The sequence below is a fragment of the Cupriavidus alkaliphilus genome, from assembly GCF_900094595.1.
In the GTDB taxonomy this organism is placed as follows: domain Bacteria; phylum Pseudomonadota; class Gammaproteobacteria; order Burkholderiales; family Burkholderiaceae; genus Cupriavidus; species Cupriavidus alkaliphilus.
In genome coordinates, this window is sequence record NZ_FMAD01000005.1 from 335,289 (window position 1) to 350,603 (window position 15,315).

The following is a 15,315-nucleotide window of genomic DNA, read 5'->3' on the forward strand; positions in this document are numbered from 1 at the left end:
CTTTCCTTCCTTATGCGACTTGCCGCTTATTTGCGGAACATGGCGAGCATGCGGCGTGTCACGGCAAAGCCGCCGAACATGTTGACGGCGGTGAGCACCAGCGCGGCAAAGGCCAGCCAGCGGATCAGCCCGTCGGGCCTGCCGTCCATGCCGACTTCCGGCGCCGCGATCTGCACCAGCGCGCCAATCGCGATGATGCTGGAGATGGCGTTGGTGACGCTCATCAGCGGCGTGTGCAACGCTGGAGTGACGTTCCACACCACCATGTAGCCGATGAAACAGGCCAGCACGAACACCGTGAAGTGCCCCAGGAAAGCCGCCGGCGCAAAGGCGCCGATGCACCAGAACAGCACGGCGGCGATGGCGACGGTGAGGGTGAGCGCCCTGGCGGACATGGGCGCCCTGCTGCCATGGCCGTGCCCCGCTTTCTTCTCGGGCGCAGGGGCAGCCGCTGCCTTGGGCGCCGGCGCAGGAGCGGCTTTGAGCGGCGGGGCCGGCCAGGTGATGGCGCCGTCCTGGATTACGGCAAGGCCGCGGATCGCGTCGTCCTCCATGTTGACAATCGCCTGGCCGTCCCTGGTCTTGCACAGTTCCTCGGTCAGGCGCAGCAGATTAGTCGCGTACAGCGTGGACGATTGCCTGGCCAGGCGCGAAGCCAGGTCGGTGTAGCCGATGATGGTCACGCCATGGCACACCACGGCTTCGCCAGGCACGGTCAGCTCGCAGTTGCCGCCTTGCTCGGCGGCCATGTCCACGATCACGCTGCCCGGCTTCATGCTCCGCACCATCTCGGCGGTGATGAGCTTGGGCGCTGGCTTGCCGGGGACCAGCGCGGTAGTGATGATGACGTCCGCGTCCTGGGCCTGCCGGGCATACATCTGCCGCTGCGCAGCCTGGAAACCCTCGCTCATGACCCTGGCGTAGCCGCCACCGCCCGAGCCGTCCTCGTCGTAGTCGACCTTGACGAACTCGGCGCCCAGCGACCTGACCTGGTCGGCCACCTCGGCGCGCGTGTCATTGGCACGCACGATGGCGCCCAGGTTTGCCGCCGTACCGATGGCGGCCAGGCCCGCCACGCCGGCTCCGGCGATAAAGACCCTGGCCGGAGGCACCTTCCCCGCGGCCGTGATCTGGCCGTTGAAGTAGCTGCCGAAGGCGTGGGCGGCTTCGATGACGGCACGGTAGCCGCTGACGCCGGCGGCGGAGGTCAGCGCATCCATCTTCTGGGCGCGCGAAAGCGTGCGCGGCAGGCAGTCGATGGCCAGCACCGTGGCGTTCTTCGTGGCCAGTTGCTGCATCAGCTCAGGGTTCTGAGCAGGCCAGATGAAGCCGATCAGCGTGCCGCCTTCGCGCATCAGCGCCACTTCGTCACGGCTGGGCGGGCGTACCTTGAGCACGATGTCGGACGCGGCCCAGAGCTGCGCGGCGCCGTCGATGACCTCGGCCCCAGCCGCACGGTAAGCGTCGTCGCTGAAGTCGGCGGCTGCGCCGGCGCCGGATTCGACCGCCACCTTGAAGCCGAGCTTGATAAGCTTTTCCACCACAGCGGGCACCGTGGCGACACGTTTTTCGCCGGGAAGAGTTTCCCGCGGCACGCCGATGCGCTGCGGAGCCGAACTCGGATTAGGCTGCATCAATGATTTCCTGGACGTGGGTACTCAACAGGGGGCACCGCAGAGTGCCATCCCTGTATGAAAGGCGCTTGTCAGCTTGCGCACTCGGAAGAAAAAACCTGTGGCGGACGAACATAAAGTCATCCCTACTTCCCCGGCGATCACTGCGGGGTTCGCTCCAGACCGCGAAGGGCATAACCCGGATTTAAATCGGGTTCGTTCTTTTGCGCGCGCTCCAAGGCGCAATAGGCGTAATACAACGTAACCGACATATAAGACCAGGAAAGCAACGCGAATATATAAAAAATCATCTGATCGTCGTCGCCGGGGATACGGTAGAAGTCATAGATGCTCGCAATAGCCTGCGTCGATACCAGTGCCAGGATCACACTCACAGCATTGAGGCTTTCTCCGACGCTCAGCAATCGCTTGGCAACGTAAGCGAGGTACACCGAAAACAGAGACCACATCACCAGGTAGAAATAGGGCTTGGGTGCAGTCATAAAGTCTGCTGTCCACACCACCACGGTTACCGCCAACGCTCCCACCACATACATGACATCGGCGGTGATCGATGGCTTGTATCGATGCGTAACGGCCATCATGCCCGCGACCGCGATCACGGGTACGCCGACGGCCCTGGAGAATGCGTCGCAGAAAAGCGAGATGCTATAAAAGACGTGTTCTCCGGTCAGGGCATTGATCAATAGATTCGTCGCCGAGAACGTCACAACCAGCCACTCGATCCCGAGCAGGTAGTTAAGCTTCCCGAAGAATTTCAAACCATAGATCAAGGAAGTCGCCATCAATACAAGATCGGCAAGACAATAAATGTAGGCTTTGAATTCCATGACGAATTCCAATGGCTATTTTGAATTTGCATCACCATTGCGCTTACCCACGCCAACCGCGATCCCTGCATCACCTCTCGACTGGAGGTGACGCTGCCGGGATATGTGGGTTTCGCGCTTGTCTTTCAGGCGGCCTGCGCCATCCCGGGGGCCGCGAGGGCCGGCACGCGTTCGCGCAGCAAGCTGATGCCGAACATAAACAACCACAGAGGATGAATCACGAGGGTCAGCAGCACCACCCCTTCGGCAAGATCCCGCCAGCCGCCCAGGATAAAAATGAACTCGATACCGAACAGGCAAAGATCGAAGACGAGCAGACGGCCAAAGCCCCACTTCTCGGCAAGCAGGAAGCGCGCCGCCACGATTCCCCACAACAGAAGGACCGGTACTTCGGCGCTCCAGATACCTTGTGCGGCATTCTGCAGGATGGGCCAGATGGCTTCTGCCGCCATCTTGCCCGTGGCGTCGTTGCCCGCATGCAGGGCAGCCAGCGGGGCGAGCGTGAGGCTCAGCACGCCTGCGCCAACGATCCCCAGGATGGCGTACGCAACGACCCCGGTCAGGGCAATGTCGGCCAAAACCCCCACGCGCTGGCGCATCCGCCCCCAGAGATAGCCCCCCACGGCCAAAAACGGCAGATACCAGCCGAGGATGTCGGCCCACATCGACAATCGATAGAGGTTCTGCCCCTGGGGATCGAATCCAAGCATCGCGACGGGACGCTCGAGGAGCTCGAAATCGAAACTGGCCGCGGCAGCTTGCAGCGCCACCATGCCCCAGCCCAGCACCGCGCCAATTACGGCCAGCCAGCCGACAAACCGGCGCGGGTCATTTGCTGTCATATGTTGCGTCATGGTCTGATTCCTTCTTATCGGCTTGCGATGAATTGCGCGAGATCTTCGATATCCCGTTGCGACAATGGACCGGCCAACGCCGCCATCGCCCCGGTGGCATCGCGGCGCGTGCCGTTCTTGAAGTTCGTAAGCTGGTCGACCAGGTAGTCGTAGCCTTGCCCGGCCAGGCGCGGATATGCATCCTTGCCCTCCAGCTGCTGTCCGTGGCAGGCAGCGCAATTGCCGGCCTTGGCCAGCGCTTCGCCACGTGCCACACGCGCCGCATCGGCATGGAAGGTCGTGTTCGGCAACGGCGTCATCTGCGAGAAATGCGTCACCAAGGACTCGAACTCGCGCTCCGACAGGCTGAGCGCAAAGGGCGTCATGATCGGATCGCTGCGCTCGCCACTGGCAAACGCTGTGAGCTGCTTCCTGAGATAGGCCTCTTTCTGTCCCGCCAGGCGCGGATAGGCCTGGGTGCGTGCGTTGCCTTCGAAGCCATGGCAGTAGATGCAGGCATCGCTGGCGCGCGGCCAGGGACCGTTCACGCGTGCGTCGTCGCTCGCGATCTGGTCGATCTCCTTGCTCACGCGCAGCAAGCCATAGAGTTCCGGTCCGTAGACGATGCCGCCGATCAGGACCACGGCCAGCAGCACCCAGCCCGACCGGATGAATATCCGCTTGCCGCGGCTGCGGGGTTTCGTTGCGGTATTCATCATGCCCTCCCCACGGCCATGGCCTGCAGCGCCTGCAATGCCGCCTTGTGGCCGGAACGCACTGCGCCATCCATATAGCCTGCCCAGATGTCCGCCGTTTCCGTGCCCGACCAGATCAGCCGGCCGACAGACGGATGCAAGGCTTCACCGTACCGGGTGAGAAAGCCGGGTGGCATGGGCGAGACGCAGGTCAGCGTCCACTTATCCGCCTTGAGCCAGTCATGCTGGTGGAAGCCGATGGGATGCAGCGCTTCGTCGCCGAATGCCTGGGCATAGATGCGCGTGAGTTCGGCCTCGGCCGCCTTGGGGTCGGCCGGCAGCATGCTGATGTGCACGAACGCGTTGATCACGCCGAACGAGCCATCCTCCGGAGAATTGTCGTATGCCCATAACACCGGCCCCTTCGGCTGAAAGATCCAGCCGTTCAGGCCCTTGTCGCGCCAGAACGCCTTCTTGTAGACATGCGCCGTCTTGCGCCCGGGGGTGAACGCCGGCCAGCGGCGCTGCATCTCGCGGCGCTTTTCCGGCAGCGGCGGGTCGAAGGCAATCTGGTTGCACAACGGCGGCGAGAGCGCGACGATCACGTTGCGGGCACGGACCACGCCGTTCGGAGTGTGAATGGAAACCGGTCCGTTTTGCCAGTTATCGATGCGCAAGACGGGAGTCGACAGGCGTACCTTGTCGCCCAGCGCCTTGGCCATCTTGATCGACAGGATTTGCGAACCGCCCGAGATGCGGGTCTCCTGCGCACCGCCCTTGACCGCTTCGAGCCGGTCGTAGTTGCACTCGGCTGAATTGACCATCGACAACCAGTGCAGCAGCGACAGTCTCGCCGGCGTGGTCCCGCCGGTGATCCCCAAGCCAGCCGACCAACCGATCTGGTCTGCCGGTGCAATGTTCTTTTTCGCCAGCCAGTCGCCGACCGTCAGCGCGTCGAACTCGGCGGCGCGGGGCGACTTCCACGGCGCGCCCGACGGCACGCTCCTGGCCATCTCCTCGAGTTCATGTGCAATCTTCGGATCCGTGCCGAACCCACCCCCGGTATCGACCACGGCACGAGCGCCGCCGGCCAGGATCGTGGACTTGCCCTGCCAGTAGCTGGGAAACGTGCCGACCCCAAGTTCGCGAATCAGATCGGCGACCGCGGTCTGGCCGGGCCCGATCCATTGGCCACCCGCTTCCGAGAAGTAGCCCTTGCCGAGGTCGTGGTTGAGGGTGCGTCCGCCGACCCGGTCGCGCGCCTCCAGCACCACGAAGGACTCACATCCGGCACGTTTCAGGTCGCGTGCCGCGGTCAACCCTGCCAGCCCGGCGCCGATGATGGCAACCTCCAGCACGCCGCGCGCATCGCTTGCGGCACTCGCAGCGCTCGCCACTTTCGGCAGTACCGCTGCGGTGGCCGCTGCCGTCACCGACGCGGCCACACCGAGAAAGCCGCGTCGCGTGAGCGCGGCCGCCTCCGGTACCTCATCGCGCTTCTTAACCATATCGTCCATCTTGTTCCCTGCTTGACTTGAGAAATCGGATCCGCTACCGGCTTGCGACGTAATGCGCCAGGTCCTCGATGTCCTGTTGCGACATCGCGCCGATGACCGCCGGCATCGCGCCGGTGGCATCGCGTCGTGCACCGCTCTTGAAGCGCGTAAGCTGATCGATCAGATAGTCGTAGCCCTGCCCGGCCAAGCGTGGATATACGTCTTTTCCTTCCAGCTGCTGCCCGTGACAGGCGGTGCAGTTGTTGCCCTTGACCAGCGCTTCGCCACGTGCCACGCGTGCCGCATCGGCATGGAACGTCGTGTTCGGCAGCGGCGCCATCTTCGAGAAATGCGTCACCAGGGCGTCCAGCTCGCGCTGCGACATGCTCAGCGCCATCGGCGTCATGATCGGATCGCCGCGTTCGCCGCTGGCGAATGCCGCGAGCTGCTGCTTGAGATACGGCTCCGGTTGCCCCGCCAACTGCGGATAAGTCTGGCTGGCCGCATTGCCTCCGTAGCCATGACAGCCAATGCACGCTTCGCTGGGACGCGGCCACCTGCCGCCGGCAAGCGTGTCATCCTGCGAGATCCGGTTGACCTGCCTGCCCAGCTGCAGCAACCCGTAGAGTTCCGGTCCGTAGACGATGGCGGCGACCACGACCACCGTCATCACCAGCCAAACTGACAGGACGACAGTTTTTCGGGAACGGCTGCGCGTTTTTACGGTACCCATCATGCCGTCCTCCCAGCCGCGGCCCGCAGCACCTGCAATGCCGCCTTGTGGCCGGAACGCACTGCGCCGTCCATATAGCCTGCCCAGATGTCCGCCGTTTCCGTACCCGACCAGATCAGCCGGCCGACAGACGGATGCAAGGCTTCACCGTACCGGGTGAGAAAACCGGGTGGCATCGGCGAGACGCAGGTCAGCGTCCATTTGTCTGCCTTGAGCCAGTCGTGCTGGTGGAACCCGATGGGATGCAGCGCTTCATCGCCGAGCGCCTGGGCATAGATACGCGTAAGCTCGGCCTCGGCCGCCTTCGGCTCGGATGGCAGTAAACCGTTGTGCACGAACGCGTTGATCACACCGAACGAGAGATCCTCCGGCGAGTTGTCGTACGCCCATAACACCGGCCCCTGGACCTGAAAGATCCAGCCGCTCAGACCCTTGCCGCGCCAGAACGGTTTCTTGTAGACATGGGCCGTCTTGCGCATCGGCGCGTAGGCGGGCCAGCGCCGCTGCATCTCGCGGCGTTTTTCCGGCAGCGGCGGGTCGAAGGCGATCTGGTGGCACAGCGGGGGCGAAAGCGCGACGATCACATTGCGCGCACGGATCACGCCGTTCGGGGTATGAATGGCGACCGGTCCGTTTTGCCAGTTCTCGATGCGCAGCACAGGCGCCGACAGCCTCACCTTGTCGCCCAGCGCATCTGCCATCCTGACCGACAGGATCTGCGAACCGCCCGAGAGTCGGGCCTGCTGGGCGCCATCGCTGGTGCCTTCGAGCCGTTCGTAGTTGCAATCGGCCGAATTGATCATCGACAGGTAGTACAGGAGCGATAGTTTCGTCGGCGAGGTGCCGCTCGTAAGCCGCAAGCTCGCTGACCAATCGATCTGGTTCTCCGGCGCAATGTTCTTTTTCGCCAGCCAGTCGCCGACCGATAGCGCATCCAACTCGGCCGCGCGCGGCGACGCCCACGGCGCCCCCGATGGCACGCTCCTGGCCATCTCCTCAAGTTCGCGCTGGAGCTTTGGATCCGTGCCGGGTACGCCGCCGAGGTCGAGCGCGGCACGCGCGTCGCCGGCCAGCATCGTGGACTTGCCCTGCCAATACGTGGGAAACGTGCCGACGCCCAGCTCGCGGGCCAGGTCGGCGACCGCGGTCTGGCCAGGCCCGATCCATTGGCCGCCCGCTTCCGAGAAGTAGCCGTTGCCGAGGTCGTGGTTGAGGGTGCGCCCGCCAACACGGTCGCGTGCTTCCAGCACCACGAACGACTCGCACCCGGCACGCTGCAAGTCGCGTGCCGCGGTCAGGCCGGCCAGCCCCGCGCCGATGATGGCAACCTCGAGCACGTCGCGTTGATTGCTGGCACCGCTCACGGCGCTCGCCACTTTAGGCAGTGAGGATGCTGTCGCAGCTACCGTCGCCATCGCAGCCAGGCCGAGAAAATCTCGGCGGCCGAACGCAGTGCTGCCCGGCGCCAGGTCCACCGCCTCCACTTTGCTTTTCATTGTGCTTTCCTGGTCCATGAATCCTGCGGGTGCTGATTCGTGCGCGCCTTCCCACGCAGTCCGTGGGAAGGACTAACGCACTGGAGCTAATCGAAGCAACCGACCTCCACAAAGTCGTCCTGCGTCAGCAATGCATGCGGGTCAGACATCACCCCGTTGCGTTCGACAAATCCCGCATAGGTCGTGCTACACGACCATCCAAGCAGCCGCTGAAGTTCCTCAGGAAAGCGCTTGACTCGCTCGATAGGCAAAGTCAGATAGTGGTTCTCTTCCTGTCGCAGGATCGCCAGGTCGTACGACATGGTCAGTCCCGTGCGCGGGGCATCGCTACGGTTCTGACCGCCGCCGTGGTACGTCGAACCGATGAATATCAGCGCATCGCCGGCCTCCATCACGGTCGGGATCGCCTCCTCTTGCCTTGGCATGCGTTCGTCATCCCACTTGTGGCTCCCCGGGATGACCAGGGTCCCACCGTTCTCCTCGGTGAAATCGGTGAGGGCAATCATGATCTGGGCGCGAGCCTCCCGGTTGTAGCCAGGATGCCGCCAAAGCCAGACAGAATCGTCGCGGTGCAGGGGTTGCACGCCTTGACCCGGTTGGATCTGAATGGCTTGCGTAACGCCCACCTGAATATCGGGCGCCACCTCGACCTGGTTCTCGCCGCTCCAGACCTTGATGGGCGTCTGCAGAATGAGGCGTGCAGTTTCGAGATACAGCGGGTTCAGTGCGACATCGACCATATGGTCGGTTCGCGCAAACAAGCGCGACAGCCTCCGCGTTTGCGCACCTGCGAAGTACTCGTCCACCCCGTTCGGGGTAGTCTCGAGCATGGGAAGAAGATCCTTCTTCAGGTTCTCGGTCAGGCTCGCGCCGAGGAACCCCTTTACGATCGCGCCACCATCCTCTCTGATAGCGGACGCCAGCTCTGAGGGCTTAGTTGAATTGGGAAAGCGCTTAAGGGACATGACCTTACCTAACGATGGTGTTGATGACTGAAAAAAGCGGATCCGCTCTGATCGCATTGAGATCCAAAGTCCTTACATCCAGCTCAATACCTGGCCTCCATCGACAACAATCACCGAGCCGGTCATGTAGCTGCCCGCATCCGACGCCAGCAGCAGGGTCGCCCCGTCGAGCTGTCCAACCTCGCCGATCCTGCGCATCGGGATACGCTTGATCAGGTTCTCTTCCAGCCCCTTCTCTTCGAACGACGCATGCATATCCGTCCTGAAGTTTCCTGGGCAAAGTGCGTTGACCCGAACCCCCTTGCCGGCAAGTTCGAGCGCCATGGACTGCGTCAGGCTGATCAGAGCCGCTTTGGAGGCGCCATAGCTCGTCATGTAGCCGCCCGCACGCAAACCCGACGTCGACACGACATTGATGATGGTGCCGCTACGTCGCTCCGCCATTCCCCTGGCCGCCTGCTGAGCGAGCAGGAACGCGCCACGGAAGTTGATATCGAAAACCCGATCGATATCCTTTGGTTGCTGAGAAAGAAAACGCTCGGTGTGGATGACACCTGCGTTGTTGAACAGGATGTCGATTGGGCCGCCAACCTGGATCTCGGCCTGGTTCCAAGCTTCGGTAATCGAACCGGGATCACTCACGTCCAGTGGCACGCTGGATGCGGCGTGCCCTGCAGCGCGCAGGCGCTCGACATGGGCCTCGAGCAGACCGGCACGTCTGGCGGCAAGGACGACTTTTGCACCCGCCCCGGCCATCAACTCCGCAACATGCAAGCCAATGCCGCTCGAAGCCCCGCTGATAAAGGCCGCCTTACCATGCAAACTGAACAAGGATTGAATGTTGCTCATCGATGTCTCTTCGTGATTCGCTGTAACGTCAGGCTAGGCCGCTTCCTGGCGGATGCGGCAGCCTGATTCCACTCGCGACGCTTACTCCTTGGTCCAGCCGTTCTGATAGAGCTGGCTTGCCAGGCCGCCCAGACGCGCCGTGAGGATGTAGTTCTCACCATCTTCGATCAACGCAGACCGGATATCGCGGAAGATCTTTTCGATCGGATACTCGCGCGTGGTCCCGTTGCCGCCAAAGAGCTGGAACGCCTCATGCACGATCTTCATCGCCTCTTCCGTCACGCTGACCTTGGCCTGCGCACTCGCATAAGGATGAGTCTGCGGCGACATCCGTGCGAACGCGAGGCTGCGGCGAGCCACGGCACGCGCCATCTCCAGCCGGCGCAGCATCTCGCCCACACGCAACTGCGTCATCTGATGCTCGATGAGGAAGCCGCCGCCCTGCTTGCGCTCGTGGCAATAGGCCAGCGCCAGTTCAAACGCGGCCCGCGCGGCACCTGTGAACGCCTGGCACATACCCACTCCGGCGTGCGACCACATCGAAGCCAGGTTGCCGAGGAATTCGTCGTTAAGCGCAATGGCGAAGCGCTTCGGCACCTTGACGTTGTCAAAGAAGATCTCGCCCTGCGGCAGCGCGCGCTGGCCGATCTTGTCCAGAGGCTTGCCGCGCGAGATGCCTGGCAGATCGAGCGGAACGATCAGCGCGATGCCGTTGGTCTGGGTACCGTTTTCGCCGCTGCGGTAGAAGCCGTCACCGTAATCCGCCGCCATGTAGGCGAGCGCAACCTGCGCCACCGAGCCGTTCGACACCCACGACGAGTACTGCCCGTTGATGACGATCTCGTCGGCCCCCACCTTCGCGGTGATATTCCCCACCGGCTGCTTGCCGTGCGCGATGATTTCCTCACGGTAGAACGTCACGGCATCTGAGCCGCGGTCGGGCTGCGTGCTCGCCCAACAGCCGATCTTGCCCATGCACATGTCGATCAGTTCCTGGTTGCCGACCGACTGGGCCATCATCAGCGGCGCACCCGCAACGCCAATCGAGCAGGCGAGGCCAGCGTCGCCCCACCCGAGTTCCTCACCGATGATCGATTCGATACGCACACCCATTTCGGGAGGAAACTGGGCGATCAGTTGCGGGTCGAGTCCGAGCTTGGCGGCCTCGAACATGGCGGTCCAGTACGGAGACCCGGGGGCAATCACGTCCTCCGGCGTCATCCGGTCGAGCTCCCGGCCAAGCGGGCGCAATACGTCACGCGCAAAGCGGTGGACGGTACCCTGGATCGCGCGTTCCTCTTCGCTCAACGGCGTCTCGAAGCCGGTCGGCCAGATCGACGGCAGTTCCACGTTTTTCTTCAGGCGAATCATGTTGTCTCCTTTGCTTTTGCAGTTAAAGCGCTCGCCTTCAGGCGGCAGCGTCGCGCACCTTACGGTTCACCCAATCGTCCATCGTGTTGGCGCCGGCCAGCATCCCGTTGATCAGGCACCACCGGAACGGCTCAGGCGGCAGCGCGGGCGTGTCATGGCGCAACGCCGCAAGCAGCGGCGGCTCGGTACCGCCAAGCTGCTGGGCAATCATGTGCCCCACCATGGATTGACTTGCCAGGCCGTGCCCAGAGCACCCGGCGGTGTAGTAGATGTTCTGGTTCGCCCCGGTCGTGCCGACCACGGGAAGCATGTCGCCGGCGATGCTGATATAGCCGCTCCAGCAGTGCCGCAATGCGACGTCCTTCAGACTCGGCAAGCGTTCATGGAGGTTCGTCCTCAACTCGCGATACTGATCGTAGGCGGGCACGTTCGGCGTCTTCGATCCGTATGGATAGTGGATACGCTTGACGGTCGAGATGATTGTGTTGCGGGACGTCAGGCGGAAGCTTTCCATGCTCAAGTGGCTGGTCACGATACCTTCGCGCCTTGGCCAACCCAGCGACGCCAGTTGCGCATTGGACAGCGGTTCGGTCTCGATCGCCGAGATTCGCAATGGCACCACCTTGTTTGCGAGCACACCGAGCTGCGGGGTGTAGGCGTTGGTGGCAAGCATCAGCACCGGGGCGCTGACGCTACCGCGCGGGGTCTTCACCTGGATGACCGGGCCTTCGGCGTGAGACAGCATCGGCGTGTTCTCGTAAAGCTTCACGCCAGCCCGGAGCGCGGCACGCCGCAGCCCCATCACGTATTTTCCGGGGTGGAGCGTGCCGCCGGTCGGGGTGTATTCGCCAAACAGAAAGGCCGGTGGGATCCCGCGCGCGCGCATCTGCGTCTGGTCCAGGAATTCCGACTGGTGGCCGTGTTCGGCACCGATCCGCATCGCCTCGCGGATCTTCTTTTCCTGCGACGGATGGACGCCCGCGCGGATCCAACCGGACTGGACGTATTCGCAGTCGATATCGTGTTCCCTGAGCTTGCCCTCGACGAAGCCGACGGCGTCGTCGTAATAGCGGACGATCTGCGTCGCGCGCTCCTTGCTGATGCCCTTGAACATGAGGTCGTATTCGAACCCCATCGCCCCGGCCAGGTAGCCCGCATTGCGCCCGCTTGCACCAAAGCCAGGAAACTCGCGCTCGATGACAGCCACTTTCGCGCCCTGCCTGGCCAGCTCCAGCGCCGCGCAAAGGCCGGCGAAGCCGGCGCCCGCAATCACCACATCCGCGCTGACATCGCCCTCCAGGGCGGGCTGCATGTCATCAGGCTTCTCGACCCATCCGCCGAGGGCGCGGTATTTTTCCAGGTCGGCCCGCTCTTTGCCGTCCGCCACCGGTTCCATGCGCGCACTTTGCGTCGCCGCCACGGCTGGCACGGCAACGGCTGTAACTGCCGCGCCCTTCACGAAATTGCGCCGGGTCATTCCCGCACGCCCACTTTGATCTTCATGCTTTGGATCGACAACCGTGCTCATTCCAGACTCCCTCAATCACGGCTCAGTATGTGCACGGCTAGTGCCGCCTCTTCGATGCCTTGCATGCCGCCGCCGTTTTCCTGGACCGCGTGGCGGGCGCCCAGCACCTGACGCGCACCCGCCTCGCCACGCAACTGCGTGACCAGCTCGTAGAGCTGGCCGATGCCGGTGGCGCCCAACGGGTGGCCTTTCGATTCCAGGCCGCCGGAGGTATTGATGGGAATGCGCCCGCCGATGGTGAAATCACCGCGTTCGGCAGCCGGGCCGCCCTCGCCCACCGGCGCCAGGCCGAGGTTCTCGGCTTGAATGATTTCCCCCATGGCCGATGCGTCGTGCACCTCGGCAACGTCCATGTCTTCCGGGCTCAAACCGGCTTGCTCATAGGCCTGCAGCGCAGCCAGGCGGCCGATGTGCTTCTCGGGCTCGTCGACGCGCCGATGCGTGAAGCTGCGCATCACGCTTGCCGCTACGCGGATGCAACGCTTGCGATCCGCACCGATGCGCCGCAGCCCCTCTTCGGTGCAGAGGATCACCGCGGCCGCGCCGTCGGTAACCGGCGCGCACATTGGCAGCGTGATCGGATAGGTGATCGGGGGCGCCGCCAACACCTCTTCAATGGTGAACGGCTTGCGGAACTGCGAAAGCGGGTTGTGCACCGAGTGCCCGTGGTTCTTTGCCGAGACGGCTGCGATCTGGCGCTGCGTGGTGCCGTAGGTCTTCATGTGATATCGGCACATCGCGGCGTAGATCGACATGAAGCGGCTGTAGGGCCGATCGGATTCCGATCCGGGTGGCGGCTCGATGCCCTCGCCCATCCTGACCAGGTTCGCGAAGTTCTCCTCGACGCGCGACACATCCCACCCGCCCTCGAACACCGCGAAGGACTTTGCCTTGTCCGGCACGTTCATCTTCTCCGCGCCGATCGCCAATGCCACGTCGCATGCACCCGCCTTCAGGCTCTGCACCGCGAGATGCACAGCGGTACTGCCCGACGCACACGCATTCTCGACGTTGAACACCGGGATGCCTTCGAGACCGATCTTGCTGAACACCACCTGGCCCGGGATCGCTGTCTGGCCCTGCAGCGAGCCATTCGTAATGCCGGCGTAGAAAGCCGTGCCGATAGCGTCGGCGCCGCAACCGGCGTCCTGCAGCGCACCGCGCAGTGCCTCGCCTGCCAGGTCGTCGACGCTGCGTTCGAGGTGCCGGCCGAACACCGTCATGGCGATACCGGCAATGTAGATGTTGCTCATGATGGTCGCCTGCCTCAGATCCTGCGTTGCTGGCCTTGCCAGTACTGTTCGCGCAGATCCTTCTTCAGCACCTTGCCGACCGGACTGCGCGGCAACGCTGCAACAAAGTCCACACTCTTCGGCGCCTTGACCGGGCCGAGCTTATCCTTGCACAGCGCGATGAGCTGATCCTCGCTCACGCTCTGGCCGACGTTGAGTTCCACCACCGCCTTCACGGCTTCACCCCAGGTGTCGTCGGGCACGCCGATCACCGCGCAGTCCTGCACCGCAGGGTGCGCCCAGATGACCTGTTCGACCTCGCTCGGATAGACGTTGAATCCGCCGCTGATGATCATGTCCTTCTTGCGGTCGGTGATGTGGAGGTAGCCCTCGGCGTCCAGGTGACCGATGTCGCCGGTGTGCAGCCAGCCGTCGACGATGGTCTCGGCAGTCTTGTCTGGCGCCTTGAAATAGCCCTTCATGATGAGGTCGCCGCGCACGCAGATCTCGCCCGTCTCCCCTTGCGGCAGGACCTCGCCCTGATCGTTCATGATCTCGACGCGAATGAGGGGATTCGGACGGCCCACCGAAGACAGTCGTTCATCGGACGCGATCTTCCCGTCGTCGAAATGCTCGGCTGGCGTCAACGAGGAAATCGACGCTGCGGCTTCGGTCTGCCCGTACCCGCCGGCCATGACCGGGCCGAACACCTGGATCGCGCGCTTGAGCTTCTCGACCGACATCGGCGCCGCACCGTAGAGGAAGTACTTGAGCGACGAGAAATCCTGCCGCTCGATGCCCGGAATATCGAGCAGGCGGTAGATGACGGTCGGTGGCAGGAAGAATTCCGTGACGCGATGCTTGGCGATAGTGGCCAATAGCAGTGCGGGATCCGGCTTGGGCAGCACGACCACGGTGCCGCCGCGCGCGGTGCAGGGCAGAGACAACATGCCCGCTGTATGCGTCATCGGCGCCGCCGCGAGGTTAACCGGAAGCTGCGTGCCGTACGGGAACGCGATCATGAACTGAGCGAAGAACGTCTGGAACGCTCGGTGCGAATTCATCACGCCCTTCGGTGCGCCCGTCGTGCCACCGGTAGCCGACAGCATGACGATGTCGTCTATGTCGTAATCGACGCGCGGCATGGTCGTCGGTTGGCCCGCACTCCATGTCGCAAATGACGGCGCCCACGGCAGTTCGGCGTCGATGCACACCCAGAGCTTGACCTTTGGCAGGCTGGCGCGCAGCTCATCGATGATCGACGCGAAGGCCTGGGTGAAGAACAGTGCCTCGCAGTCAAAGGCGTCCAGCACGTACTGGTTTTCGGCCGGTGCATTGCGCCCGTTGACGGGGATGTACACCATGCCGGCACGCCACATGCCGAGCGCGCAGGCCCAGCCGATGACGTCGTTGTCCGCCCACACCGCTGCCTTCGCTTCCTTCTCGAACCCGGCGGCGAGCAGTCCGTTGGCAATGCGGCAAGTCAGCTCACCGATCTCCTGGAACGAGAAGCTGCGCTCATCCTGGATGTACGCCGTGCCGTGGGGGTTGATGCGCCACCCGCGGTCGAAAAAATCAATGATGGCCATTTACGTGTTCCTTTGCATCCATGCCAGGTTCCGACTTCACCTGACTGGGCGCGCCGTCCCGGAA

Annotated in this window: 13 protein-coding genes; all 13 read right to left on the bottom strand. The window is 63.3% G+C overall.

Features of this window, described 5'->3' with window-relative positions:
• Positions 1-26: 26 nt before the first annotated feature.
• Complete coding sequence (locus GA0116996_RS13495) at positions 27-1,634, bottom strand: Re/Si-specific NAD(P)(+) transhydrogenase subunit alpha (protein ID WP_092312064.1); 1,608 nt, start codon at positions 1,632-1,634, stop codon at positions 27-29.
• A 140-nt stretch (positions 1,635-1,774) separates the two neighbouring features.
• Complete coding sequence (locus tag GA0116996_RS13500) at positions 1,775-2,464, bottom strand: hypothetical protein (RefSeq protein ID WP_092312067.1); 690 nt, start codon at positions 2,462-2,464, stop codon at positions 1,775-1,777.
• Between the two features lie 125 nt (positions 2,465-2,589).
• The gene (locus tag GA0116996_RS13505; RefSeq protein WP_092312070.1) at positions 2,590-3,318 is read right to left on the bottom strand and encodes a hypothetical protein; all 729 of its coding nucleotides are present in this window, start codon (positions 3,316-3,318) and stop codon (positions 2,590-2,592) included.
• Between the two features lie 14 nt (positions 3,319-3,332).
• Entirely contained in the window at positions 3,333-3,953 is a 621-nt protein-coding gene (locus GA0116996_RS13510) for a c-type cytochrome (RefSeq protein WP_167355505.1), read from the bottom strand.
• A 59-nt stretch (positions 3,954-4,012) separates the two neighbouring features.
• Complete coding sequence (locus GA0116996_RS13515) at positions 4,013-5,509, bottom strand: flavin monoamine oxidase family protein (RefSeq protein WP_092312076.1); 1,497 nt, start codon at positions 5,507-5,509, stop codon at positions 4,013-4,015.
• 34 nt (positions 5,510-5,543) lie between these two features.
• Positions 5,544-6,224 carry a c-type cytochrome gene (locus tag GA0116996_RS13520; protein WP_092312079.1) on the bottom strand — a complete coding sequence of 227 codons (681 nt, stop codon included), beginning with the start codon at positions 6,222-6,224 and terminating at the stop codon, positions 5,544-5,546.
• Positions 6,221-7,717, bottom strand: a complete 1,497-nt coding sequence (locus tag GA0116996_RS13525) for an NAD(P)/FAD-dependent oxidoreductase (RefSeq protein ID WP_092312082.1) — start codon at positions 7,715-7,717, stop codon at positions 6,221-6,223. Before GA0116996_RS13525 ends, GA0116996_RS13520 begins: the two co-directional genes overlap by 4 nt.
• 86 nt (positions 7,718-7,803) lie before the next feature.
• Positions 7,804-8,682: a phytanoyl-CoA dioxygenase family protein gene (locus GA0116996_RS13530; protein ID WP_092312085.1), complete on the bottom strand. Its 879-nt coding sequence runs from the start codon at positions 8,680-8,682 to the stop codon at positions 7,804-7,806.
• Positions 8,683-8,754: 72 nt separating this feature from the next.
• Positions 8,755-9,531 carry an SDR family NAD(P)-dependent oxidoreductase gene (locus GA0116996_RS13535; RefSeq protein WP_092312088.1) on the bottom strand — a complete coding sequence of 259 codons (777 nt, stop codon included), beginning with the start codon at positions 9,529-9,531 and terminating at the stop codon, positions 8,755-8,757.
• 81 nt (positions 9,532-9,612) lie between these two features.
• On the bottom strand, positions 9,613-10,902 hold the full coding sequence (locus GA0116996_RS13540; protein ID WP_092312091.1) for an acyl-CoA dehydrogenase family protein: 1,290 nt from the start codon (positions 10,900-10,902) through the stop codon (positions 9,613-9,615).
• Between the two features lie 37 nt (positions 10,903-10,939).
• Positions 10,940-12,298: an NAD(P)/FAD-dependent oxidoreductase gene (locus tag GA0116996_RS13545; protein WP_244159857.1), complete on the bottom strand. Its 1,359-nt coding sequence runs from the start codon at positions 12,296-12,298 to the stop codon at positions 10,940-10,942.
• Between the two features lie 143 nt (positions 12,299-12,441).
• Positions 12,442-13,683: a thiolase family protein gene (locus GA0116996_RS13550; RefSeq protein WP_092312097.1), complete on the bottom strand. Its 1,242-nt coding sequence runs from the start codon at positions 13,681-13,683 to the stop codon at positions 12,442-12,444.
• 14 nt (positions 13,684-13,697) lie between these two features.
• Positions 13,698-15,251, bottom strand: coding sequence for a class I adenylate-forming enzyme family protein (locus GA0116996_RS13555; protein ID WP_092312100.1), 1,554 nt, complete (start codon positions 15,249-15,251; stop codon positions 13,698-13,700).
• Positions 15,252-15,315: the final 64 nt, after the last annotated feature.